We start from the raw sequence: 21,854 nt of genomic DNA on the forward strand, positions 1-21,854 counted from the left end.
AGTGCCCGAGCATAACTCGCATCGATAAAATAAATTATTAATCTATTAGAATTTGAACAATCATTAAATTTAGGAAAAGAATCGTTCATAAAAATCAGGTATGCTGAACTAAAACTAAGAGTCATAAACACCTAAACACTTCATGAAATTATATTATTCGGTACTTTTTGCGGGTTCATTAATGGCAGCGTCGTTTATCGTCTATGCTGCCCAGCAAGATTCAACCTCGTTTAATGTTAGCATTACCATTAAAGAGATGTGCAACATCACCACTGCCGATGGTACAGCTCTTGATTTTGGTACAGTGAATCGCTCAGCTAAAGCAAGTATGCAGAATACTCAGCTTGCTATTACCTGCACGCAAGGCACACCTTATAATATTGCCTTGCAAAGCCAAAGAAAAATGATGGCAGCCGACAGCAGTACGGTTAGTATTCCCTATGTTTTATATCAAGATGCTAGCCGCACAAACCCTTGGGGCAGTGACAACCAAAACAGCTACCGCGATACTGGTACAGGAAAAATCCAGAAAGTTCCTGTTTGGGGAAGCATTGATCAAAGGGATACCAATGTCCCGGCAGGAACCTATACCGACAAAGTCACGGCTGTTATTACCTATTAATAGGTTAAGGTAATGGTAATCGTATCTTGGTATTCCCCAGGTGGAACGACAACTGCGCTTTGGGGTACTTTGCCATAGATCTGAATAATTTGAGTACCATTCGTACCTGTACCCTGAGAGGCATCGGTAGTGTTCCAAGGCTGACGATAGCCTGCATCTTGATAAAGCTCATAGCCGATATAGTCAGCTCCATTGCGCATACGACGTGTAGTTCCGTCATAATTTAAACCTTGATCTAACCCAACCTTCCAGTTTGTATTAAGTGGGCAAGACAAAGTGACACGTGTACTACTGGTTACCGCTTTAGAAAAATCATTGATTTGACCAAAATTTAAATCCGATGCAGAAATCAGGTTACAGCTATTCTCATAATTACTCACCACTCGGAAACTATTCGTGGCTGGATACCTAGAATTAGCCAGCACATCTTCTGCTGTTGGTTTTTTTTCATCATCAAAAGCATAAAGTAAAACAATTTGGGTATTGCCACGATTATCAAAAAAACCTGCCGTTACATTCTGTGCAGCATAAACAAACCCATAAATAGGAAGATTGAATGTTTTATTATTATCTTTAGGTCCTATTGTTTCATAGCTACATTTTAACGATGCTATATCTGCCTTTGTATCAATTTTCTGGGTCAATGCAGGATCATAAAATAAATTATAAGATAAATAGCTGGGTGGCCAAGTTGATTCGTTAATCATCCATCGACGATTATTCACATTGCCCAAACTTCCAGCTGTAATATAAGGACATAAGGCTACATTCACCGTTTGCTTGATACCGCTTAAATGGCAAGTGACCTGCCAATTGATATAGCTTGTTTTCCCTGTAGTCGAAACAGAACCAAAATTAAGATCTGGACCAGATAACTCACAACTTCTATTCCCTAATGCTTGAGCTGACTGACTCCAGAATAACGCACCAATAATAATGATTTGCGCTATGCTGAAATACAGCGTCAATAAATACATAGATTTTCTCTTCAAACATATGACTAACGACACTGCAGACTCCCTAAATCGAGAAAACCGTATTGATGTTGAAAATCTGGCAACTTGAGCTGACAAATAGCACCATCCTGCTCTACATAAAGTTGGTTTGAAGTCGGATTCTCTAGATAAATCATCCCTTCACGTCCCACAATTGTTGTTTCAACATGCTCTAAATCTGGTGGTGAATCTTGCACCCATACCCGACTCCCCATTTTCAATGCTTTTGCCGATGAGTCCAGTGCAATCAACTGAATGGATCTGATTTTATAAACTGGAAAATTAATCACAACACCACTGGCGTTATAAGGGACGGCATCAATACGGGTGGTTTCAATCTTGTATTCTAAAGGCAAATCTAGAGTATCAATTGAAATATCATTATGCTGATAAGGATTTAAAGCATCAATCAATAATAATCCTCTGCGATTGGTTTTACCCACCACTCGATTTTCCAAGCGAACAGGAATATCTGCCACACCTTCGGTTGACACTACAGCAAATGAGTTTAAGGACTGACGCATTGGAAAAATTGATTTTTCCATCATCACTACACTGCCGCGTGCTGAGCCGACCAAGGTGGTATAGTCTTCGGCATTAATTTTTGCCGTTTGAAAACCTGCATCCCACTCACCCACTTGAGTTTCGCGCTGAATCTGACCTTGTAAGCTGTAATTCTCATCATCACTATATTCAATATTACTTTGCCAGCCCCAATCATCCTGATCTTGCAAAGCTGACTTCCGGATATTGGCGGATAACTTATTTCGCTCGGTATCTTTTTGTGCATTCAATGTTGCATTACGCTGACGATCCAGTGGAATATTCAAAGACAAAAAGAACGTGTTTTCTTGATCATTCAAGTTACGGGTGGTATTAAAAGTTAGATATTTTTTTGAAGGAAAATAATAGGACCAATTAAAGACCAAGTATTCATTTTCGGTATTTTGATATTTTTGCGCAATATAGCTACCACCGAATTGACCAAAATCGGTATTAACCCCCAAAAAAGCATGATCAGAACGTTTGATATAATCATAACCCTGTGCGCTGGCCAAATCACCAAAAGCTCCATCGGTTTGCTGGTGACGCAATGAAATATTAAAAATGGGATTATTCCACTCATACCCAATCGAAAAAGATTGCCCAGCTTGTTGTTCAAGTTCGCTGTAACTATAAGAACCATTTAATAATCCCCACGTATTCGGTAAACGATGCACCCAGCCTAAACCAGCCAAAGCCACGTCACTAGAGTATTCAGCATGGCTTTCTAAAGTTGTATTATTGCTTAAGCCAAATCTATAGGTTGCGTTAGCCACAGGTTCATTACCATAACTAAATGACTTTACAGCATAATCGAGTTTATTGACGCCTAAATTTAGCTCCCAGTCAGTCAGTCCTTGCTGCAATAATTGTGTAGTACCAAATAAAGAAAAATTCACCACACGTTGCTGACCGTTTAAATCAGTAATTACAAGCTGAGCATTGCCTGCCCCTGAAATGGATGGTGCCGCTTGTATATCAAACTGTCCAGGTAAAACTTCACTGCTACTCTGCTGAATCCCGTTAATTAATAAATCGACCGTTGATGGTACAAGGACAGAACCTTTAAACGATGCGAGTGGTGACGTGACCTGATAAGGTTGCAAATTAAAATTTTTGGCAATCTTTAACCCAGAGATCCGAGTAGAACGAGTCCAGTCCAAGGCGCGTGACTGACTATCCCCAACAATGAGACTAATGCTTCGATCTGCAAAATCTTTTTGCCAATAGCTATCTAAAATTTGACTTGAAAGGTCATCTGCAGCTTGACTCTTGGTATAGGCATGATTGGCTGAAATACTCAAAATATTTCCAGTCCCCACACCGAACAGGCGCAACTCATTCCAGCCACTTAAAGACCAGAGATCTTCAGTCGCCTGTGTATAAAGATCATAATTAAATAGCAGTCCGGGTTTGATCTGTTCTGGATTCACTTTTGCTGCGGGAATCTGAATAAAACCCGAGGTCGTCTGCGTCTGGAGAATTTCGGCAGGAACACTGAGTTCAATTTGTTGTTCCGCAGCATGATAGTGATAAGTCAAACCCTGAATATCGCTTAATGCAACAAAGCCTGAATGATCAACCGCATCCGGTACATTCACCTTGAGATTTAATTCTTGTAGCGTTTCACGCGAAATCAGCAAGGATGGCTTGGTTTGTATAAAATGACCAAATACGGAACTCACTGATTGATTCAGGACCACACTTAAGTACAGTTCTTGCTCATGAACAATAGGATTCGGTAGCCCCTCTTCATTTGCCCAAGCAACTGGCAGATATAAAGTAAAACTACAGGAGCAAAATAACACCTGAGCCAATGTGTTCCGGTAAACCAACTTCCCCATCATAATTTATTGGATAGGCAAGGTTTGTGCTAATCCATCTGTATTAATACGTGCAGAAAATTTGCCGTTGGGCTGCATTTGTGGTGTAAAAGGAACGCTCCACTTCATGGTCTGGCCATTATGGATATAACCCACCAATCCATTAATCAGTGGAATTGTTTCACCATTCGGATTGATATAAGTGAGTTCACTCAGTCGAATGTGACTCTTGTTATGATTGGTCACTATTAATTGCTGTTGTTGGTATTTGAAAACTACTTGATCTAAGGAAGTTAAACCATTTTTAGCAGCAATTGATTCTGCTGGTTGAATAAATACAGGAATTGAATATTGCAGCAACAATTGCAAACCCACTTGTTGCGTGCTCTGTGCTGAGCTTGGTAACTCATCGATCAGTAGTCGGTAGGTTTGTTCTACCCCAGTATTTTTTGGATTAATCCGTAACACACGAATAAGCTGACGATCACCTGCTTTAATTTCAGTAATCGATGGGCTTGCCACTAAATCACGTGAAGGATCGAGTTGTTCCTGAGCATTGCTTTGAACCCAGCTCAATACCCGAGTTTGCGCACGAATGGGCTGATCACTGGTATTGGTTAACCAAATTTCTTTGGCTTTTTCTTGCGGAGCAAAACTAACCGAGATAGGTGAAACCTGCAAACTCGCAGCATACACAGGCGTGGAAAGGAGTGAAACAAGAGCAGTACAAATACAGGAAATAGATGTGTTGATATATTGCTTCACTCGCTTGACCCTTGAATAAAAATTAATAAGTTACCGTCGCAATAACTGTATCAACGTAGTTACCAGCTTCCACATTGGTATCGCCAGCTAATTTCGCATAGACTGGAATGGCTTGATCTTTACCATTACCTGTTTTAGAAAGTAAATTGCTTGCATCCCACTCTGCAGTACGAGCCGCATCTTGATATAATTTATATGGAACTTTGCTTGCAGATGAAAGATTAGTATTGCTCATAGCACCCGTACCCTCAAGAGCAATTTTATATGGGGTATTTTTGGTACAAGTTACATTCAATTGACCTTTAGCAGTGCTGCCTGCTTTGGTAGAGCGATCTACAGCATTAAACTCAACATGCTGTGCAGATGAAAATTTGCAAGATTCATTCACGGTAATTTTTACTTGAAACTCGGCTGAATCTGTACCTGCCGCATGCGTCACAATAGCTGAACATGCAGAAGTTGCAAAAATTGCAGAAAGAATGATTTTTTTCATAAACAACCCCAAATAAAGTGAATTGCAACACATTTAAATTAATGGTTTTGGATTATATCGGTGAAAAAATATCTGTAAAGGCTTTTTACAAAAATTTAAATTACATAAAAAACAGAGCTTTTACTCTAAAAAAAGCCTGAATTTTGTACAAAAAAAAGCACCCTTTCGGGTGCAAGAGCAAGAGTTTATCAATTCACAAAAAGCTTAGCCTGCCTTATGGATTTGCTGTAAAGCAATTTCCTGTTGTTTAAGCAAATTACGCTGTATTTTGCCACTCGATGTTTTCGGCAAGCTCAATACAAATTCAATTTCTTTAGGATAGGCATGTTTAGATAATCGTGAACGCACATACTGTTGCAGTTGGTTCTTCAAATTCTCACTCGCAGAATATTGCGACTTTAAGACCACAAAAGCTTTAACGATTTCAGTGCGCTCTGGATCAGGCTTACCAATAACGGCAGACTCCAACACTTCTTCACACTCTAATAAGGTACTCTCCACATCAAAGGGTCCAACTCGATATCCTGACGTTGTAATGACATCGTCAGCACGACCAATAAAATCAATCCCGCCAAATTCATTTAACTGAACGGTATCACCCGTTAAATAATATTGACCCACAAATGATTTTCGGTTTTTTCCTTCATAACCTTTAAACCAGAACAAAGGCGATTGCGAGCAATCAATGGCTAAAGTTCCAGCCTCACCTTCGGCCAGCTCTTGATGCTCAGAATTAAGGACTGCGAAGCGATGCCCAGGGATTGCAAAGCCCGCAGAACCAACTTTTTTAGGGTGGGCTAATGCATGATGATTCGCAATAACCATACCTAATTCGGTCTGACCATATTGGTCATAAATATTGACATTTAAATCATGATTAAACCAATGAATCACTTCAGGAGTGAGCGGTTCACCCGCACTGCTGACCACACGGAGGTGCTGTTGAATAGATTGATCAAATTTTTCTTTAAACCCAAAAAACATACGGAATGCCGTTGGTGAACCCGTTAGATTGGAAACCTGATACTTTTTTAAAATTTCGATGGCCTGATCCACACTAAATGGTCGCTCATCCATAATAATACTGTGCCCTAAACTGAGTGGGCCTGTTATGCCGTAGTACAAACCATAAGCCCAGCCTGGATCCGCCAAGTTCCAGAAGGAATCTTCCTCACGCAAATCGACTGCATGCGTCATATAGCCTTTAAAAGCTAAAATCGCACGCAACGGTACAGGGACAGATTTTGCCAACCCCGTCGTACCTGAGGTAAACATCATCAGAAAGTCATCATCAAAATGACGCATCACTGCAGCACAGTTCGAGTGCTGTGCCGCAAGTTCTTGCCAAAAATCTGGATCTGTCTGAATCCCATCTTGACCGGCATGAACGGTTAAAATATGTGGAATTTCAACTTGATTGAGTTTGATGCGTTGCTCACTGTTGGTCACAATAAGCTGCGTTTTGGCAACATCTATTCGATGTTCAATCGCTTTAGATTCAAAAGCCGTGAACAAAGGTTGATAAACTGCACCAATACGCCAAGTCGCCAGTACCGTGATTAACAATTCTGGAGTTCTTGGTAGCAACCCGGCCACACAATCGCCAGCCTGAATGCCAATTTGAAGCAAATAATTGGCTAATTGACCTGAAGCTTCCGCCAGTTGCTCAAAACTCCAAGACTGCGATTCACCCTGTTTACCTTCCCAAAGCAGTGCTGTTTTGTGCTGACCCAAATAGCGTTCGCAACATTCAACATAGGCATTGATTGCCTGTGGATGTCCTAGCAATTGTTCTTGAATAGCCTGTTCCAGATTAAATTCTTCATGGGCTTGTACCAATGTCTTCATGACCACAACCTCGTTCCCTTTTGCAAAGCCTCTCGCTTTGTCTTTTCCTCTTTTATTGTTTTCCCCAATCCATGCTCAGATTGGGTGGTATGGTCTAAGCTAATCATGTCTTAGCCATTGCAGCAATTTCCAAATCCATCAATGTGTTTGCTGTTTTGTGCACATTGAAAACATACGCTTTCAATGTGCAATTTTCTTTAAACTTGGGTAATCTCTCGGGCAATCAAGAGTCGCTGAATGTCCGATGCACCCTCATATATCTGACTGACACGCACATCACGATAGATGCGTTCCACTGGGAAATCATTGACATAGCCATACCCCCCGTGAATCTGAATCGCATCAGAACACACTTTTTCAGCCATGGTGGATGCAAATAATTTCGCCATAGAAGCCTCCTTCAAACAAGGAAGCCCAGCATCTTTTAAACTCGCAGCATGCAAGATCAGTTGTCTTGCCGCTTCGATTTGTGTCGCCATATCGGCCAAACGAAATGCCACCGCCTGATGTTGTACCAGCTCAATCCCAAAAGTTTTACGCTGATTGGCATATTCTAAGGCTGCATCCAAGGCTGCTCGTGCCATCCCGACGGATTGAGCCGCAATACCAATACGCCCCGATTCCAAATTAGACAAGGCAATTTTATAACCCTGTCCTTCCTCACCCAGTATATTTTCAGCAGGTATACGGCAGTTCTCAAACACAATGGTGGCTGTATCCGAACAGTGTTGCCCCATCTTTTCTTCAATGCGTGAAACAATATAACCCGGTGTATCCGTAGGAACTAAGAAACAGGAAATGCCTTTTTTACCCGCTTGCTTATCGGTCACTGCGAAGACAATCGCCAATTGCGCATGTTTACCCGTGGTAATAAATTGTTTGGTGCCATTTAGCACCCACGTATCACCATCTCGTTCTGCACGGCATAGTAATGCTCCCGCATCTGAACCTGCTTGTGGTTCAGTCAGGCAAAAGCAACCTAACCATTCCCCCGAAGCGAGTTTCGGCAGATATTTTTGCTTTTGCTGCTCTGTTCCATATTTATAGGTAATGCCACAGGGTAAAGAGTTTTGTACACTCACAATGGTCGAGATGGCTCCATCACCCGCAGCAATTTCTTCCAAGGCCAAAACCAGTGATACATAATCCATGCCTGCACCACCCCATTCTTGAGGAATGGTCATTCCTAATGCGCCTAACTCACCCAGCTGCTTTAACTCTGCTGCTGGAAATTGAGCTGTTTTATCTCGTTCTGCGGCAGTCGGCTTAAGTTGAGTCTGGGCAAAATCGCGCAGCATATCCTGCACCATTTTTTGGTCATCATTTAATATCATGCTGATTCTCAATTCTTTGATTATTTAAGGTTGCACTTCCCATTTGTGCTGTTAGGTTTACGCCATGCGTCTTAAAACGATCAAACCTACTTGGCAGCCATACGGATGGCACCATCTAAACGAATGACTTCACCATTTAAATAATTATTTTCCAGAATATGTCCCACTAAACTGGCAAATTCCTCTGGTTTCGCCAAACGTGGCGGGAAAGGCACCATTTGCCCCAAAGCATCTTGTACATTTTGTGGCATACCTTTCAGCATCGGGGTTTCCATAATGCCCGGGGCAATGGTCATCACTCGAATTGCATTACGCGCCAGCTCTCGAGCCAGTGGTAACGTCATCGCGACAATTGCACCTTTAGATGCAGAATATGCGGCTTGACCAATTTGACCATCATAAGCAGCAACCGAAGCGGTATTAATAATCACACCGCGGTCTTCTTCATCATTTTGCAGTTCATATTTCGACATTAACTCTGCTGCAAAACGAATCATGTTAAAACTGCCCGTCACATTCACATCCAGCACTTTCTGAAACAGCGCTAAGTCGTGTAAACCTTCTCGACCTAAAACTTTTGCTGAAGGTGCAATCCCTGCGCAATTAACCAAGCCATTCAGTTGACCAAAATCCTGCTCCACATTCAGAAAAAACGATTTCACCGCCTGTTCATTGGTGACATCGAGAGGATAGAATTTTGAGTTATCACCCAAATGTTGTTTTAATGCATAGCCCAGTTCCTGATTCATATCGACAAAAGCAACACGTGCACCAGCATGGACTAAGAATTTCACTGTTGCTGCACCTAAACCTGATGCACCGCCTGTAACCACAAATACTTTATTTTGAATTTTCATTTCCCTGTCCTATCTTTTTGCAAGTTCATACTCGACTTTAGCTGCAGAGTAAACACTGTCAAGCTTGAGTACAATTTCCAAATATTGCATTCTTCATGATGGATTTGGACAGTTTTATGTCAGGCAATTTGGAACAGCATGTGAACGAACAACAATTAACCTATGACAAAAGCAGTATTTCAATTAGTCTGGTACATGAAGCCATTCTTGCGGCACATCATCAGGGCATGAATATTCAGGAAATTCTGCACCGAGCAGGCATTCAGCCCGAACTAATGCTGTCGAGTAAAGCCCGGGTCTCAATTTCACAATACGCGCAGCTGTGGATTGAGCTGGCCAATAGTATGAATGATGAATTCTTTGGCATGGATCAGCACGCCATGCGCCGCGGGAGTTATCAATTTATTTCTAAAGCAGTAATGCAATGTGAAACCTTAGAAAATGCACTCAAAGATATTCTAAAATTTTTAAATTTCATATTAGATGATTTTCAGAGTGAGCTTTGTCTGGAAGACAAGCTTGCTCGTATTGTCATTCACGACAAAAAACAGCCCAAGCGCATGTTCAGTTATGCCACCTATCTCATGTTGGTACACACCTTAATTTGTTGGCTAAGTGGGCAACGCATTGTTTTAAATCAAATTCAACTCAAATGTGAAAAACCTTTAGATGATGAAGATTATCGTGTCCGATTCTGCTCCAACATTCATTATCTTGCCACGCAAAATAGTGTCGAATTTGACCGTGAATATTTAGACATCAAAATTAAACAGGACAAAAAATCGTGGTATGCCTTTATCTCTCAAACACCACATAATCTACTGGTTCGCTTTAAAAATCCCAATGCACTGAGCACCCAAATTCGCAAATACCTTTTACAAGTTCCACCTGCGCAATGGATTGAACTGAATGCTTTGGCACAACAACTCAACATGTCAGAAGCCACCATTCAACGCCGCCTAAAAAGTGAAGGTTGTAGTTACCAACAATTAAAAAATGATATCCGCCGCGACACTGCAATTGAACTATTAAGCAAAACCGATAAACCCTTACATGACATTAGTGACGAGCTGAATTTTCATGACCCGAGTGCATTTCATCGTGCCTTCAAAAAGTGGACGGGACTCAGCCCTGGCACTTACCGTCATTTAAAGGACTAAACCCGTCTCATCATTTCAAGCCATGACTGCGAAGTTTTGCTCGACTCCGCAGTCATCCGCTTTCATTGCATCTTTTCGCGATTTAGTATATTTTTCAATCAATTTAAAGCATGCATTCATGCTTATTTCGGCTGTACTCCTCCTGTTTTATCACCTTTATATCAAGGTCAATGTTATGTTCAAGATGATTGATGTACTCGATCAAAATCTAGTCCAAAATTTCACAACCTCCCTAAACTCTGCAACTGAATTAGATGAATTATTCGGACAAAGTCTTTTAGACTTATCTGAGATTGAATTGCAAAATGTGATTGCACAATTTTTTGCACAAAAAGATGCACTGGCCAAGGCCAAGGCTCTCGATATCAGTGATGAAGCGATTGCTCAGTTGCAAACAGGCGAACACCTGACTCAAGCAACGTCGCTCACTCAAGCCTCTAAAATTATCGCGTTATGCTTGGCAGAAGAAATTGATGCCTTTGCTCAGGTCGAAGTTTCAGACATTTCTGTCGACTATTTTGTCTAATGTTCATCCCACCATTCAAGTTTAAAAAAAGACGACAACCCTGTCGTCTTTTTTAATAGGGATGCCAAACGCACCTCTTGCATCGCCACATTACCCTATGAAACACTGTCTCTGTTTTACAAACGGTAAATGAAAATGATTGTTCGGGATAAAAATAATAGCTTTACTCTACTTTTTGCTTGGTCGGGTACAATTTTACCTACGGTATTACCTGCACTTTTAATTGTCGTATTGATTTCGGCAGTTCTGGTTTATCTATCTTCCCAGCATTTTTTTACCGTCCCTGCTGTGCCGGCCATTGGTTTTACCATTTTTGGCGTGATTCTTTCCATTTTTTTGAGCTTCCGCAACAATGCCTGTTATGAACGTTGGTGGGAAGGTCGCAAACTCTGGGGAGCGCTCATCGCCAATTCACGTCATATTTCCAGAGATACGCATATCTTGAATGATGTGCAACGTAACACCTTAATGTATCGGGTCATACTATTTACCCACTTACTCCGTGACCGCCTAAGAGCACAACAGCAGAATTTCGATTTTTATCGGGATAAAGTCGGCTACACTCCTGAACAATTTCAACAGTTAACTCAAAAAATTAATGCTTCACAATTTGTCTTAGAAAGCATTCAAAAAGACTTGGTGCAAGCCCTTCGTCAGGGACAAATTTCAGATATTCTCTATAACGGGCTGAATCAGCACATTGTCGATTTAGGCAATATTCAAGCTGGTTGTGATCGTATTCTCAGCACGCCCTTACCCTTTTCTTATTCGGTGTTGTTGCATCGTACCGTCTATTGTTTTTGTCTAATTTTACCCTTTAGTCTCGAAGCCAGTTTGGGAATTTGGACCCCGATTTTAGTGGGACTGATTGCCTACCTATTTTTAGGTTTAGATGCGCTTAGTGCACAAATTGAAGAACCATTTGGCCTACAAGACAATGATTTACCACTCGATTCAATTGTCCGTTTAATTGAACGTGAAATGTCGGAATCCCTCGGTGTGGAACTCCCACCTGTCATCCAACTAGTGAAAAGCAACTTAACCTAATCTCAAGGCAAATTGGCAGCATTTTTAGGGTGACAAGTCCGCCTAAATAAAAAAAGCACAACCTAAAAGTTGTGCTTTTTTTATGATTCGTTCAAGGGTCAATGCAAGACCTGTTAAAACTTGCCTGATGACTCAAGCAGTTGAGCCAAGGTCACGCGATCATTGCCGCCATAGTCCTTAATGGTACGAATATGGCTAAATCCTGCATCGGTAAATATTTGCTGAACAGCACAGGCTTGCTCATAACCATGCTCAAGGGCGATCCAACCTTGAGGCAGCAACCAATCTTTACCTTCGCGAATAATCACGTCAATATCTGCTAAACCTTGCTGTGCAGCAACCAAAGCACGTTCTGGTTCTCTGGCCAATGCAGCCATATGTGTATCATCTGCCGCAATATAAGGTGGATTAGACACAATTAAATTAAAGCGTTTATCTGCACAAGAGGACAACGCCGCATACCAAGCGCCATATGCAAACTGCACATGCTCCAAGCCATGCGCTATAGCATTTTCTTGTGCCACAGCTAAAGTAGGTGGGTAAATATCCGTTGCTATGACTGACCAAAGTGGTCGTTCACTCGCCAAAGACAAGGCGATTGCACCCGTGCCTGTGCCTAAGTCAATCACTGTAGCATGTGCAGGCAGATCTAGATTCAAACAAGTTTCCACCAAAATTTCGGTGTCAGGACGGGGCACTAAGGTATCGGGTGTCACTTTCAGATCGAGTGTCCAAAATGGCTGAGAACCTAAGACATAAGCCAGCGGCTCACCATTTTCAATGCGCTTCAAACCCTCAAGATAAGCCTGCTCTTGTTCGACCAGTAACTCCTGATTCAAACGAAAGCGTAATTCTAAAGCTGACATCTTAAGCAAATGCTCAAGTAACCATGCATTCTCCTGACGTTCGTAGCTATCAACTTCACCACGAACCGCCAACGCCTCAGCAATATTCATTAACCACCATTCTGCTGTGCAAGCAACGCCAATTGATCAGCTTGATATTCACGATGCAGACTGTCGAGTAATTCCGTTAAATCCCCTTCCATTACAGCATCCAACTTATATAAAGTTAAGTTAATACGGTGATCCGTCATACGTCCTTGAGGATAGTTATAGGTACGAATCCGCTCAGAACGATCACCAGAACCAACCAAGTCACGACGCATTTCTGAAGTCGCGGCATCTGCTGCGGCACGTTTAGCATTTTCTAAACGTGAAGCCAGTAACGCCATCGCTTTAGCCTTGTTCTTATGCTGTGAACGCTCTTCCTGACATTCAACCACTGTGCCTGTTGGAATATGCGTAATACGTACAGCAGAATCGGTTTTGTTGACGTGCTGACCACCCGCACCCGATGCACGATAAGTATCAATACGCAAATCTGATGGATTAATGTCTACGGTCGTATCCACATCAATTTCTGGCAAAATTGCGACAGTACAAGCGGAGGTATGCACACGACCTTGAGATTCAGTTGCAGGTACGCGTTGAACACGATGCGCACCACTCTCGAATTTCAAGCGACCATAAACGCCTTCACCATTGACTAAACAGATTACTTCTTTAAAGCCGCCATGCTCTCCCTCATTTTCAGAGAGGATTTCAATGCGCCAGCCCTGTGACTCGGCGTATTTACTATACATCCGGAATAAATCACCCGAGAAAATTGCCGCCTCATCACCACCTGTTCCGGCACGGATTTCCAAATAAGCGGAGTTTGCATCATTTGGATCTTTCGGAATCATCAGAATATTTAAATCAGCCTCAAGCTGCTCAATAATCGATTTGTTTTCCTTAATCTCTTCTTGTGCCATTTCTTTAAAGTCTGGGTCAGACAACATCGCTTCAGCAGTTTCAATATCTTCCTCTGCCTGTTTATATTTCGCCCACACTTCTGTAATTTCAGTTAAATCATTATGTTCACGTGATAATTGACGAAAACGTTTGTTATCTGAAATAACTTCAATATCAGCCAACAAAGCTGTTAATTCTTCATGACGGTCAGAAAGTTGATCTAATCGTAAGCGCAACGATTCTTTCATTGTTTAATCAATCTCAATAGCTAAAGCAGTCCCAAATCAGGCTGCACAATTTCAAAATTGCGCATAGTTTACCGATTCCGCTATTGAAAAGACATCTTTATTATAGATGCCAAATCAGCTCACAATCATTTTCAACTGGCACACTCGAGAATCCATAAAGTGTAGAAACAATAGTGGTTACAGAATAACCACTCAGCGCAAAATAACTCATTAAATCGCCAATTTTAATCAAACTTATACAAAGCACTCACCGAACCGCACAACATTCAGTGCTGCTCTCCATATTTGCGAAGATGCCTTTTGTTACATTTGCCGCATCAAAAATATATTACGTCCGTAGTTTGGACATGGAGAACACCATGAAACTAAATGTTGTTTTATTAAGTACGGCATTGGCTGCCTCATCAATGATGACCATCAACGCACATGCAGACAGCACTACACGCGTTGCCGCGGCAAGTGCACTCGGCAGTGTTGCAGGTACAGCTGTAGGTAAAAGCATGGGTGGAAACACAGGTGCAACCATTGGTGCAGCACTCGGTGGTGCAGGTGGTGCGGCTGTTGCAAGCGATAAACGTAACCGTACAGAATCAGCAATTGGTGGTGCTTTAGGCGGTGGTACAGGCTATACCGTCGGTAAAAGCATGGGGGGTACAAGTGGTGGCTATATCGGTTCAGCTCTTGGTGCCGCAGGTGGTGCCGCATTAGGTAATAAAATTTCCAAAGATAAAGCTGAAGAAAAAGCCAAATCTTCTCGCAAATGGAAAAAACGCCACCGTCATTACCATTAATGCTGCAAAGCATCAATCAATTCAAGCACCTTAAGGTGCTTGTTTTGTGCTGATCTCACAGACGGCCGTAACCAAAATTCGGTAAGACTCTCCTACTTTTAATGATGAATAATTAATGAAGACAACATACAAAGTCATTACACAATCATCATTCATCAACACACAGTCTTGCGTTTTCAGTCACTGCAATTGTTTTAAATAAGCCTTAAGCACAAAACGAAATCAAGAATGGAGTTTGTCATGAAATTAAATCATTTTATTTATGCCACGTGTATCGCAACTACCTTAATTGGAACCGCACATGCGGACAATGGTACTCGTGTAGCAGCGACCTCAGCTTTAGGCAGTGTGGCGGGTACCGCTATTGGTAAACAACTTGGCGGCACAACGGGTGCAATGATTGGTGCTGCTGTCGGTGGTGCTGGCGGTGCAGCAGCGGCAAGTGACCGACACAATAGAACTGCAGCCGCAATCGGTGGGGGCTTAGGTGGTGCTGGCGGTTATACCGTGGGTAAAAACATGGCAGGAACCAATGGTGGTTACATCGGTGCAGCTGTCGGTGCAGCAGGTGGTTCAGCACTGGGTCGTAAAGTTTCAGAAGATCGTCGTGATGATGAGCGTTATGATAATCGCGGTTACCGTTCTGATCGTAATTACCGCTACAGTAATGCACGTTATAATGATCGCAATTACCGCCATGATAATGGCCGTCATCTGGGTCATTACAAGAAAAAACGTTGGGATGATTAATCCTGTATGAGAGCATCTTCGGATGCTTTTCTTTTCACTGATGCCAATATATCGAATATTAACGATATACAAAGCTCAACTTATATCGTATTATTTCGATATATGATTTTTGAGTTCAGTTAATGAAAACACTTCAAGAAACTAAATTTTCCATTCTGGAGCTTGCTCCAGTCCGTGATGATAAAACCATTGCCTTTTCACTCCATCACGCACTCGAATTGGCTCAGCATGCAGAAAAACTAGGTTTTGAACGGTTTTGGTTGGCTGAGCATCACAATATGGATGGCATTGCCAGTTCAGCCACCGCTGTGCTGTTAGGATACATACTGGCCAACACGCAAACACTTAAAGTCGGTTCAGGCGGCATTATGCTACCCAATCATGCCCCTTTGGTTGTGGCAGAACAATTTGGTACATTGGCAACACTCTACCCTGAGCGCATTGAACTAGGCTTAGGACGTGCGCCAGGAACAGACCAAGTCACCATGCGTGCCTTACGTCGAGGTCGCCAAGAAACTGAGGACCAATTTCCTCAAGATGTTGCTGAAATTTTGCAATACTTCAAAGCACCAGAACCACAGCAGAAAATTGTCGCCACACCAGGACAATCAACACATGTTCCAGTATGGCTTTTAGGTTCAAGTTTATTTAGCGCACAATTGGCTGCACGCTTAGGTCTTCCCTATTCTTTTGCCTCACACTTTGCACCAAGAATGCTTGGCCAAGCGATTCAACTGTATCGAGATAACTTCCAGCCATCCGAGTACTTGGAAAAACCTTATGTCTCAATGGGTGTTCCTACGGTCATCGCAGAGACTGATGAAGAAGCACAATATCTAGCAACCAGTGCTTTTCAACGAGTATTGGCATTAATGCGCGGTCAAAGTTTAAAATTAAAAGCACCCGTAACCAGTATGCAAGAGCTGTGGTCGCCTGTAGAAAAGATGTCGGTGAATAATTTCTTTGCTCTGGCTCAAATTGGATCTGCTGAAACCGTAAGACATGGTCTAGAAGATTTACTGAAAACCTATGAAGTCGATGAATTTATCTTTACCTGTGATATTTACGACACAGAAAAACGCTTAGACAATTTCAGCTATTTAATGCAAATCAAAAATAACGGATAAACCATCCTTAGTTGCAAGCGTCAAAGTACCTCACGTATTTTGGCGCAAACTTAAATTACCTCCACCCAATTGAAAAAAATAAGATGACTCTCGAGTAGCTGAATCAACTTTACGCCTTAGACAAATTCCGATTCAATTTAAGCCAACCATATACTGACAAAATCCTGACAATAAAAATGATTAAGGAACAATCATGCGATCTTCCAATAGGCTGAACATAAGCAGCTATATTTTTCAAAATCGTACTCAAGACTATGCGGCCTTTCATGGTCATATTATTTCATCCCAACAACTTGAGCTGAATATTTGCGCAATGCAAAACATTGCAATTATTGGTCTAGATCAACATATCGCTTCAAAACTGGAAAAAATAAGACAACAGGCTCATTTAGTCCAAGTTTTTCAAATTCAGCCAAGCTTTGTACTGCCACAAAATGAACAGAAATTTCATCGAAATGTGCAGCATCCTTTGCTGATTCGGAACAAACGTCAAATCAATACAAGAGTCAAAAGTATATTGGCACTGCGCTTTTTAGATACCCAAATTCAAGACACATGGCTCAAACGGCAACTGATGCCCAATCTGGCCAGTGACAAAAAACAGTTCCTGAAATCGGATGATTATTATTACGCGCTACAGCAAAGCAACTGCCAGTTAATCACTTGGCCCATTAAAAAGATCACACAAGATAGTATTGAGTGTGTAGATGGCTCGATTTATCGCGTAGATCTGATTATCCGCATGTGGACTGACGATTAATTTTTCTGTGAATATAATTCAAAAAAAACACTCAATCAGACGCATCTCATTGAGTGTTTTCTTTTTTACCTTATTACATTATCTTCTTTGAATTATCCAATACGACGCTTTAATCCAGTCATTTGTAATACCCGCGTAGAAATTTCCTCAATCGACATTTCTGAAACATTCAGATATTTAATCCCTTCAGAAATATAAATTCCTTCAATCGCACGTAATTCCATTTGGCACTGGCTAAAACTGGCATAACGACTATTGGCTTTACGCTCCGAACGAATTGCCACCAAACGTTCAGCATCAATCATTAAACCAAACAGCTTATGCTTATGCGCTTTAAGCACTGTAGGTAATCGGTTGTCATCCAAATCCTCTTCAGTGAGTGGATAGTTCGCAACCCGAATACCGAATTGTAATGACAAATAAATCGAGGTCGGTGTTTTACCTGAACGCGACACACCAATCAAAATTAAATCTGCTTTGTCATAATGACGTGTACGCGCACCATCATCATTGTCTAAGGCAAAATGTACTGCATCAATACGCGCCTTATAGGACTCAGAATCAGTAACGGCATGCGTCTGTCCGACCAATGTCGTAGGTGGTGTACCCAGCACTTCAGACAGCTTGCTAATTAAGCCTTCAAATACATCTAAGTTCACCGCATTGGCGGTATTAATAATGTCACGCACATAAGGGTCGACTAAAGTATCAAATACCAAAGGCTGTTGACCATCCCGTTCAGCACGTTGATTAATTTCAGCAACTACATTCATTGCAGCTTCTTCAGAGCTAATATAAGGAATAATGTGAATGTCAAAATCTACATTTGGAAACTGAGCCAGCAAAGAGTGTCCCAAAGTTTCTGCTGTAATCGCAGTTCCATCCGAGATAAAAAACACACTTCGCTTTATTTGTTTACCTTCTGACATTAAAATTCCCCTCGAATATTTGTCTAAGTGCTATATAATCATTATAGTAAACTGATCTTACATGACTGTCGCTTGGTAAAATTAAAATACTGAGTAGATTTGTCTTAAATTCATGCCAAGATAGTGATTAATACTGCAAAAGTGGAGTAACAACTTTGGAAGCGCGCGTAATTGGTCTAGAAAAATTAGGGAAACACGACGTTGAGCTCGTGGGTGGAAAAAACTCATCTCTAGGCGAGATGATTAGCCACCTAGCAAATGCAGGTGTATCAGTACCTGGGGGCTTTGCTACTACAGCTGCTGCATATCGTGAATTTCTCGAGCAAAGTGGCCTTAACGCTAAAATTAACGCGGAACTTGCAGCATTAAATGTTGATGATGTAATTGCACTTGCTGAAACTGGTGCAAAAATCCGTAAATGGATCGTAGATACCCCGCTCACAGCGGAATTGGAAAAAGAAGTTCGCGACGCTTTCGCTACTCTTTCAAACGGCAACCCTGATATCGCGGTTGCCGTTCGCTCATCTGCGACAGCAGAAGATTTACCAGATGCTTCTTTTGCAGGGCAACAGGAAACCTTCCTCAATATTCGCGGCATCGACAATGTATTGATCGCTATCAAGGAAGTATTTGCTTCACTTTATAATGACCGCGCAATTGCTTACCGTGTACACCAAAACTTTGCCCATGACATCGTTGCATTATCTGCGGGTATTCAACGTATGGTTCGCTCTGAAACGGGTGCGGCAGGTGTAATGTTTACGCTAGATACAGAATCAGGCTTCCGTGACGCTGTATTTATTACTGCTTCTTACGGTTTAGGTGAAATGGTCGTTCAAGGTGCAGTAAACCCTGACGAATTCTATATTTCTAAGCCATTACTTAAAGCTGGCAAACACGCGATCTTACGTCGTAACCTTGGTTCTAAACACCAAAAAATGATTTATGGTGAAGAAGGCGCTGCAGGTAAATCTGTTGTTGTTGTAGACGTTGAAAAAACTGAACGCCAACAATTTGCATTAAATGACCACGAGCTTCAAGAATTAGCTAAACAAGCGCTTATTATTGAAGAACATTACCAAGCACCAATGGATATTGAATGGGCGAAAGATGGTGACGACGGTCAAATCTACATCGTTCAAGCGCGTCCTGAAACTGTAAAAAGCCGTGAAAATGTCGGCACAATGGAACGCTACTTGCTCAAGCAAAAAGGCACTGTTGTGTGCGAAGGCCGTTCAATTGGTCAACGTATTGGCTCAGGTAAAGTTCGTATTGTTACGTCTATTAAAGAAATGGACAAAGTACAAGAAGGCGACGTACTTGTTTCAGACATGACTGACCCGGATTGGGAACCAGTTATGAAGCGTGCTGCAGCGATTGTGACTAACCGCGGTGGCCGTACTTGCCATGCTGCAATTATTGCACGTGAGCTTGGTGTTCCGGCAATTGTGGGTTGTGGCAATGCAACTGAAGTATTAACTGATGGTCAAGAAGTGACAGTTTCTTGTGCAGAAGGTGATACTGGCTTTATCTATGAAGGTGCGTTAGATTTCGAAATTCAACGCAATTCAATTAACTCTATGCCAAAACTTCCGTTCAAAATCATGATGAACGTAGGTAACCCTGACCGTGCATTTGACTTTGCTCAAATTCCAAATGAAGGTATTGGTCTTGCACGTTTAGAGTTCATCATCAACCGTATGATTGGTGTACACCCTAAAGCATTATTGAACATTGATAGTTTACCGCGTGAGACGCGTGCTGCAGTTCTTGCACGTACCTCTGGCTATGCTTCCCCTATTGAGTTCTACGTTGAGAAGTTAGTTGAGGGTATTTCAACTCTTGCTGCTGCATTTGCAGACAAACCAGTTATTGTGCGTATGTCTGACTTCAAATCAAACGAATATGCAAACTTGATTGGCGGTAAGCTTTACGAGCCAGAAGAAGAAAACCCGATGTTAGGTTTCCGCGGCGCAAGCCGTTACGTATCTGAAAACTTCCGTGACTGCTTCGAATTAGAATGCCGTGCATTGAAAAAAGTTCGTGATGAAATGGGCTTAACCAACGTCCAAATTATGATTCCGTTTGTACGTACTGTCGCTGAAGCGAAACGCGTTATTGAATTACTTGGACAAAACGGTCTTAAGCGTGGTGAAAATGGCCTGAAAGTCATCATGATGTGTGAATTACCAACTAACGCTTTGTTAGCTGAACAATTCCTTGAACATTTTGATGGTTTCTCAATCGGTTCTAATGACTTAACTCAGTTAACTTTAGGTCTAGACCGTGACTCAGGTATTGTTTCTCACCTGTTTGATGAGCGTGATGCTGCGGTTAAAGCATTACTTTCTATGGCAATTCATGCATGCCGCAAAGCGGGTAAATATGTGGGTATCTGTGGTCAAGGACCATCAGACCATCCAGACCTAGCAAAATGGCTCATGGAGCAAGGTATCGAGTCTGTTTCACTTAATCCAGATTCAGTTTTAGACACTTGGTTCTTCCTTGCAGAAGAAAAAGCTCAACAAGCTTAAGAAAACATGTTAAAAAAAGACCCATTAGTTGGGTCTTTTTTTCTCTTACCTTTTTTGAGATATTATTTTTATGCAAATTTACTTGGCACGTAATAATCAACAAGCTGGTCCATATACTTTAGAACAGTTGAATCAAATGCTTGCCAGCCAACAAGTTTTACTAACCGATTTGGCTTGGCATGAAGGTATGACCGAATGGAAAGCTTTAGGTGAATTAACCCAAGGGAAACTTGTATACATGCCGACTGGCTATGTAGCTCCTACTCATGCTCCGTTATCTAACCCTACCATTAGCCAAATTAAAGTAGAAACCAAAACAGCGAATCCAGAACTGGCTTCAGTCAATATTCGTGGCTTAGCTAAAGTTATTGACTTACTACTTTGGTTGCCTGCTGCGGCAATTCCTTCTTTTTTCCTGAATGCTGATCAAGTTAATGAACTTGCAAGCATTCAAGAAAAAATGCAAACCGCAGACTCATCCACTCAAGCCATGCAATTACAGCAACAACTTTTTGCACTGATCCCGCTAGAAGCTTGGCAGACCATGTTTGCATACATCATTATTATGCTTGCCATTCAGGCCTTCTTTTTAGCAAAATCAGGGCAGAGCATTGGCAAAAAGTTAACCCGTATTAAAATTGTCGATGCAGACAATGGCGAAAAAGTAAACTTGACTCGTATCTTCCTGCTTCGCAGCATTGTCTTCATTATATTAAATATGTTGTTCATGCCCTTTATTACAATTGCAGATTATTTATTCGCATTTGGAAAAAAACGCCAAACATTGCACGATAAACTCGCAAAAACCATTGTGGTAAAACAATAGTAGAGACCAAAAACAAGGGATGAACGCTTCATCCCTTTTTTCATACATAAGTTTGATATTTCAATAAAAAAAAAGTAAAA

20 protein-coding genes are annotated in these 21,854 nt (G+C 41.6%); 10 read left to right on the forward strand and 10 right to left on the reverse strand.

What is annotated here, in order from left to right:
- Nucleotides 1-142 precede the first annotated feature (142 nt).
- Nucleotides 143-622, forward strand: coding sequence for a Csu type fimbrial protein (locus AC6CHI_RS12230; RefSeq protein WP_498121558.1), 480 nt, complete (start codon nucleotides 143-145; stop codon nucleotides 620-622).
- Here AC6CHI_RS12230 and AC6CHI_RS12235 read toward each other — a convergent pair.
- From AC6CHI_RS12235 to AC6CHI_RS12265, 7 genes are all read right to left on the reverse strand, one after another.
- On the reverse strand, nucleotides 619-1,599 hold the full coding sequence (locus tag AC6CHI_RS12235; RefSeq protein ID WP_498121560.1) for a Csu type fimbrial protein: 981 nt from the start codon (nucleotides 1,597-1,599) through the stop codon (nucleotides 619-621). The two genes, AC6CHI_RS12230 and AC6CHI_RS12235, sit on opposite strands and share 4 nt — an antisense overlap.
- Nucleotides 1,600-1,622: 23 nt before the next feature.
- Complete coding sequence (locus tag AC6CHI_RS12240; RefSeq protein WP_498121562.1) at nucleotides 1,623-3,995, reverse strand: fimbria/pilus outer membrane usher protein; 2,373 nt, start codon at nucleotides 3,993-3,995, stop codon at nucleotides 1,623-1,625.
- A gap of 15 nt (nucleotides 3,996-4,010) precedes the next feature.
- Nucleotides 4,011-4,748 (reverse strand): fimbrial biogenesis chaperone, encoded by a 738-nt coding sequence (locus AC6CHI_RS12245; protein ID WP_498121563.1) that lies wholly within the window; start codon nucleotides 4,746-4,748, stop codon nucleotides 4,011-4,013.
- Between the two features lie 22 nt (nucleotides 4,749-4,770).
- A complete protein-coding gene (locus AC6CHI_RS12250; RefSeq protein ID WP_498121565.1) occupies nucleotides 4,771-5,241 on the reverse strand; it encodes a Csu type fimbrial protein in 471 nt (156 codons plus the stop codon).
- A 204-nt stretch (nucleotides 5,242-5,445) separates the two neighbouring features.
- A complete protein-coding gene (locus AC6CHI_RS12255) occupies nucleotides 5,446-7,089 on the reverse strand; it encodes an AMP-binding protein (protein WP_498121566.1) in 1,644 nt (547 codons plus the stop codon).
- Between the two features lie 197 nt (nucleotides 7,090-7,286).
- Nucleotides 7,287-8,423 carry an acyl-CoA dehydrogenase gene (locus AC6CHI_RS12260; protein ID WP_498121568.1) on the reverse strand — a complete coding sequence of 379 codons (1,137 nt, stop codon included), beginning with the start codon at nucleotides 8,421-8,423 and terminating at the stop codon, nucleotides 7,287-7,289.
- 86 nt (nucleotides 8,424-8,509) lie between these two features.
- A complete protein-coding gene (locus AC6CHI_RS12265; protein ID WP_498121569.1) occupies nucleotides 8,510-9,280 on the reverse strand; it encodes a 3-hydroxyacyl-CoA dehydrogenase in 771 nt (256 codons plus the stop codon).
- 116 nt (nucleotides 9,281-9,396) lie between these two features.
- Here AC6CHI_RS12265 and AC6CHI_RS12270 point away from each other — a divergent pair, with 116 nt between their 5' ends.
- From AC6CHI_RS12270 to AC6CHI_RS12280, 3 genes are all read left to right on the forward strand, one after another.
- The gene (locus AC6CHI_RS12270; RefSeq protein WP_498121571.1) at nucleotides 9,397-10,440 is read left to right on the forward strand and encodes an AraC family transcriptional regulator; all 1,044 of its coding nucleotides are present in this window, start codon (nucleotides 9,397-9,399) and stop codon (nucleotides 10,438-10,440) included.
- A 175-nt stretch (nucleotides 10,441-10,615) separates the two neighbouring features.
- On the forward strand, nucleotides 10,616-10,966 hold the full coding sequence (locus AC6CHI_RS12275) for a hypothetical protein (RefSeq protein ID WP_458892803.1): 351 nt from the start codon (nucleotides 10,616-10,618) through the stop codon (nucleotides 10,964-10,966).
- Nucleotides 10,967-11,101: 135 nt separating this feature from the next.
- Nucleotides 11,102-12,013 (forward strand): bestrophin family protein, encoded by a 912-nt coding sequence (locus AC6CHI_RS12280; protein WP_498121650.1) that lies wholly within the window; start codon nucleotides 11,102-11,104, stop codon nucleotides 12,011-12,013.
- Between the two features lie 113 nt (nucleotides 12,014-12,126).
- Here the strand turns inward: AC6CHI_RS12280 and prmC are convergent, their stop codons facing one another.
- Nucleotides 12,127-12,969, reverse strand: a complete 843-nt coding sequence (gene prmC, locus AC6CHI_RS12285) for a peptide chain release factor N(5)-glutamine methyltransferase (protein WP_498121573.1) — start codon at nucleotides 12,967-12,969, stop codon at nucleotides 12,127-12,129.
- A complete protein-coding gene (gene prfA / locus AC6CHI_RS12290) occupies nucleotides 12,969-14,057 on the reverse strand; it encodes a peptide chain release factor 1 (RefSeq protein ID WP_458892805.1) in 1,089 nt (362 codons plus the stop codon). Before prfA ends, prmC begins: the two co-directional genes overlap by 1 nt.
- A gap of 359 nt (nucleotides 14,058-14,416) precedes the next feature.
- On the opposite strand from prfA, the gene AC6CHI_RS12295 reads away from it, so the two are divergent.
- The 4 genes from AC6CHI_RS12295 (at nucleotide 14,417) to AC6CHI_RS12310 (ending at nucleotide 17,485) form a co-directional block, all read left to right on the forward strand.
- Nucleotides 14,417-14,848 (forward strand): glycine zipper domain-containing protein, encoded by a 432-nt coding sequence (locus AC6CHI_RS12295; RefSeq protein WP_458892806.1) that lies wholly within the window; start codon nucleotides 14,417-14,419, stop codon nucleotides 14,846-14,848.
- A 240-nt stretch (nucleotides 14,849-15,088) separates the two neighbouring features.
- Nucleotides 15,089-15,598: a hypothetical protein gene (locus AC6CHI_RS12300; protein WP_498121575.1), complete on the forward strand. Its 510-nt coding sequence runs from the start codon at nucleotides 15,089-15,091 to the stop codon at nucleotides 15,596-15,598.
- Nucleotides 15,599-15,720: 122 nt separating this feature from the next.
- Nucleotides 15,721-16,725, forward strand: a complete 1,005-nt coding sequence (locus AC6CHI_RS12305) for an LLM class flavin-dependent oxidoreductase (protein ID WP_498121577.1) — start codon at nucleotides 15,721-15,723, stop codon at nucleotides 16,723-16,725.
- 193 nt (nucleotides 16,726-16,918) lie between these two features.
- Nucleotides 16,919-17,485, forward strand: a complete 567-nt coding sequence (locus AC6CHI_RS12310) for a flavoprotein (protein WP_498121579.1) — start codon at nucleotides 16,919-16,921, stop codon at nucleotides 17,483-17,485.
- Nucleotides 17,486-17,577: 92 nt separating this feature from the next.
- On the opposite strand, the gene ppsR is transcribed toward AC6CHI_RS12310, so the two are convergent.
- On the reverse strand, nucleotides 17,578-18,414 hold the full coding sequence (gene ppsR, locus AC6CHI_RS12315) for a posphoenolpyruvate synthetase regulatory kinase/phosphorylase PpsR (RefSeq protein WP_498121581.1): 837 nt from the start codon (nucleotides 18,412-18,414) through the stop codon (nucleotides 17,578-17,580).
- Between the two features lie 155 nt (nucleotides 18,415-18,569).
- Here ppsR and ppsA point away from each other — a divergent pair, with 155 nt between their 5' ends.
- Together ppsA and AC6CHI_RS12325 are read left to right on the forward strand one after the other, a co-directional pair.
- Nucleotides 18,570-20,948, forward strand: a complete 2,379-nt coding sequence (ppsA, locus tag AC6CHI_RS12320) for a phosphoenolpyruvate synthase (protein WP_458892811.1) — start codon at nucleotides 18,570-18,572, stop codon at nucleotides 20,946-20,948.
- Between the two features lie 70 nt (nucleotides 20,949-21,018).
- Nucleotides 21,019-21,774: an RDD family protein gene (locus tag AC6CHI_RS12325; RefSeq protein ID WP_498121582.1), complete on the forward strand. Its 756-nt coding sequence runs from the start codon at nucleotides 21,019-21,021 to the stop codon at nucleotides 21,772-21,774.
- The last annotated feature ends 80 nt before the right edge of the window (nucleotides 21,775-21,854 follow it).

The sequence above is a fragment of the Acinetobacter sp. GQ146 genome (assembly GCF_059758585.1).

Bases quoted from the DNA above. Each gene is read 5' to 3' on its own strand.
- AC6CHI_RS12300 (WP_498121575.1), top strand. From the start codon at position 15,089: ATGAAATTAAATCATTTTATTTATGCCACGTGTATCGCAACTACCTTA.
- AC6CHI_RS12230 (WP_498121558.1), top strand. From the start codon at position 143: ATGAAATTATATTATTCGGTACTTTTTGCGGGTTCATTAATGGCAGCG.
- AC6CHI_RS12260 (WP_498121568.1), bottom strand. From the start codon at position 8,423: ATGATATTAAATGATGACCAAAAAATGGTGCAGGATATGCTGCGCGAT.
- AC6CHI_RS12310 (WP_498121579.1), top strand. From the start codon at position 16,919: ATGCGATCTTCCAATAGGCTGAACATAAGCAGCTATATTTTTCAAAAT.
- AC6CHI_RS12305 (WP_498121577.1), top strand. From the start codon at position 15,721: ATGAAAACACTTCAAGAAACTAAATTTTCCATTCTGGAGCTTGCTCCA.
- AC6CHI_RS12265 (WP_498121569.1), bottom strand. From the start codon at position 9,280: ATGAAAATTCAAAATAAAGTATTTGTGGTTACAGGCGGTGCATCAGGT.
- AC6CHI_RS12235 (WP_498121560.1), bottom strand. From the start codon at position 1,599: ATGTATTTATTGACGCTGTATTTCAGCATAGCGCAAATCATTATTATT.
- AC6CHI_RS12255 (WP_498121566.1), bottom strand. From the start codon at position 7,089: ATGAAGACATTGGTACAAGCCCATGAAGAATTTAATCTGGAACAGGCT.
- AC6CHI_RS12280 (WP_498121650.1), top strand. From the start codon at position 11,102: ATGATTGTTCGGGATAAAAATAATAGCTTTACTCTACTTTTTGCTTGG.
- prmC (WP_498121573.1), bottom strand. From the start codon at position 12,969: ATGAATATTGCTGAGGCGTTGGCGGTTCGTGGTGAAGTTGATAGCTAC.
- AC6CHI_RS12275 (WP_458892803.1), top strand. From the start codon at position 10,616: ATGTTCAAGATGATTGATGTACTCGATCAAAATCTAGTCCAAAATTTC.
- AC6CHI_RS12270 (WP_498121571.1), top strand. From the start codon at position 9,397: ATGTCAGGCAATTTGGAACAGCATGTGAACGAACAACAATTAACCTAT.
- AC6CHI_RS12250 (WP_498121565.1), bottom strand. From the start codon at position 5,241: ATGAAAAAAATCATTCTTTCTGCAATTTTTGCAACTTCTGCATGTTCA.
- AC6CHI_RS12325 (WP_498121582.1), top strand. From the start codon at position 21,019: ATGCAAATTTACTTGGCACGTAATAATCAACAAGCTGGTCCATATACT.
- ppsR (WP_498121581.1), bottom strand. From the start codon at position 18,414: ATGTCAGAAGGTAAACAAATAAAGCGAAGTGTGTTTTTTATCTCGGAT.
- AC6CHI_RS12295 (WP_458892806.1), top strand. From the start codon at position 14,417: ATGAAACTAAATGTTGTTTTATTAAGTACGGCATTGGCTGCCTCATCA.
- prfA (WP_458892805.1), bottom strand. From the start codon at position 14,057: ATGAAAGAATCGTTGCGCTTACGATTAGATCAACTTTCTGACCGTCAT.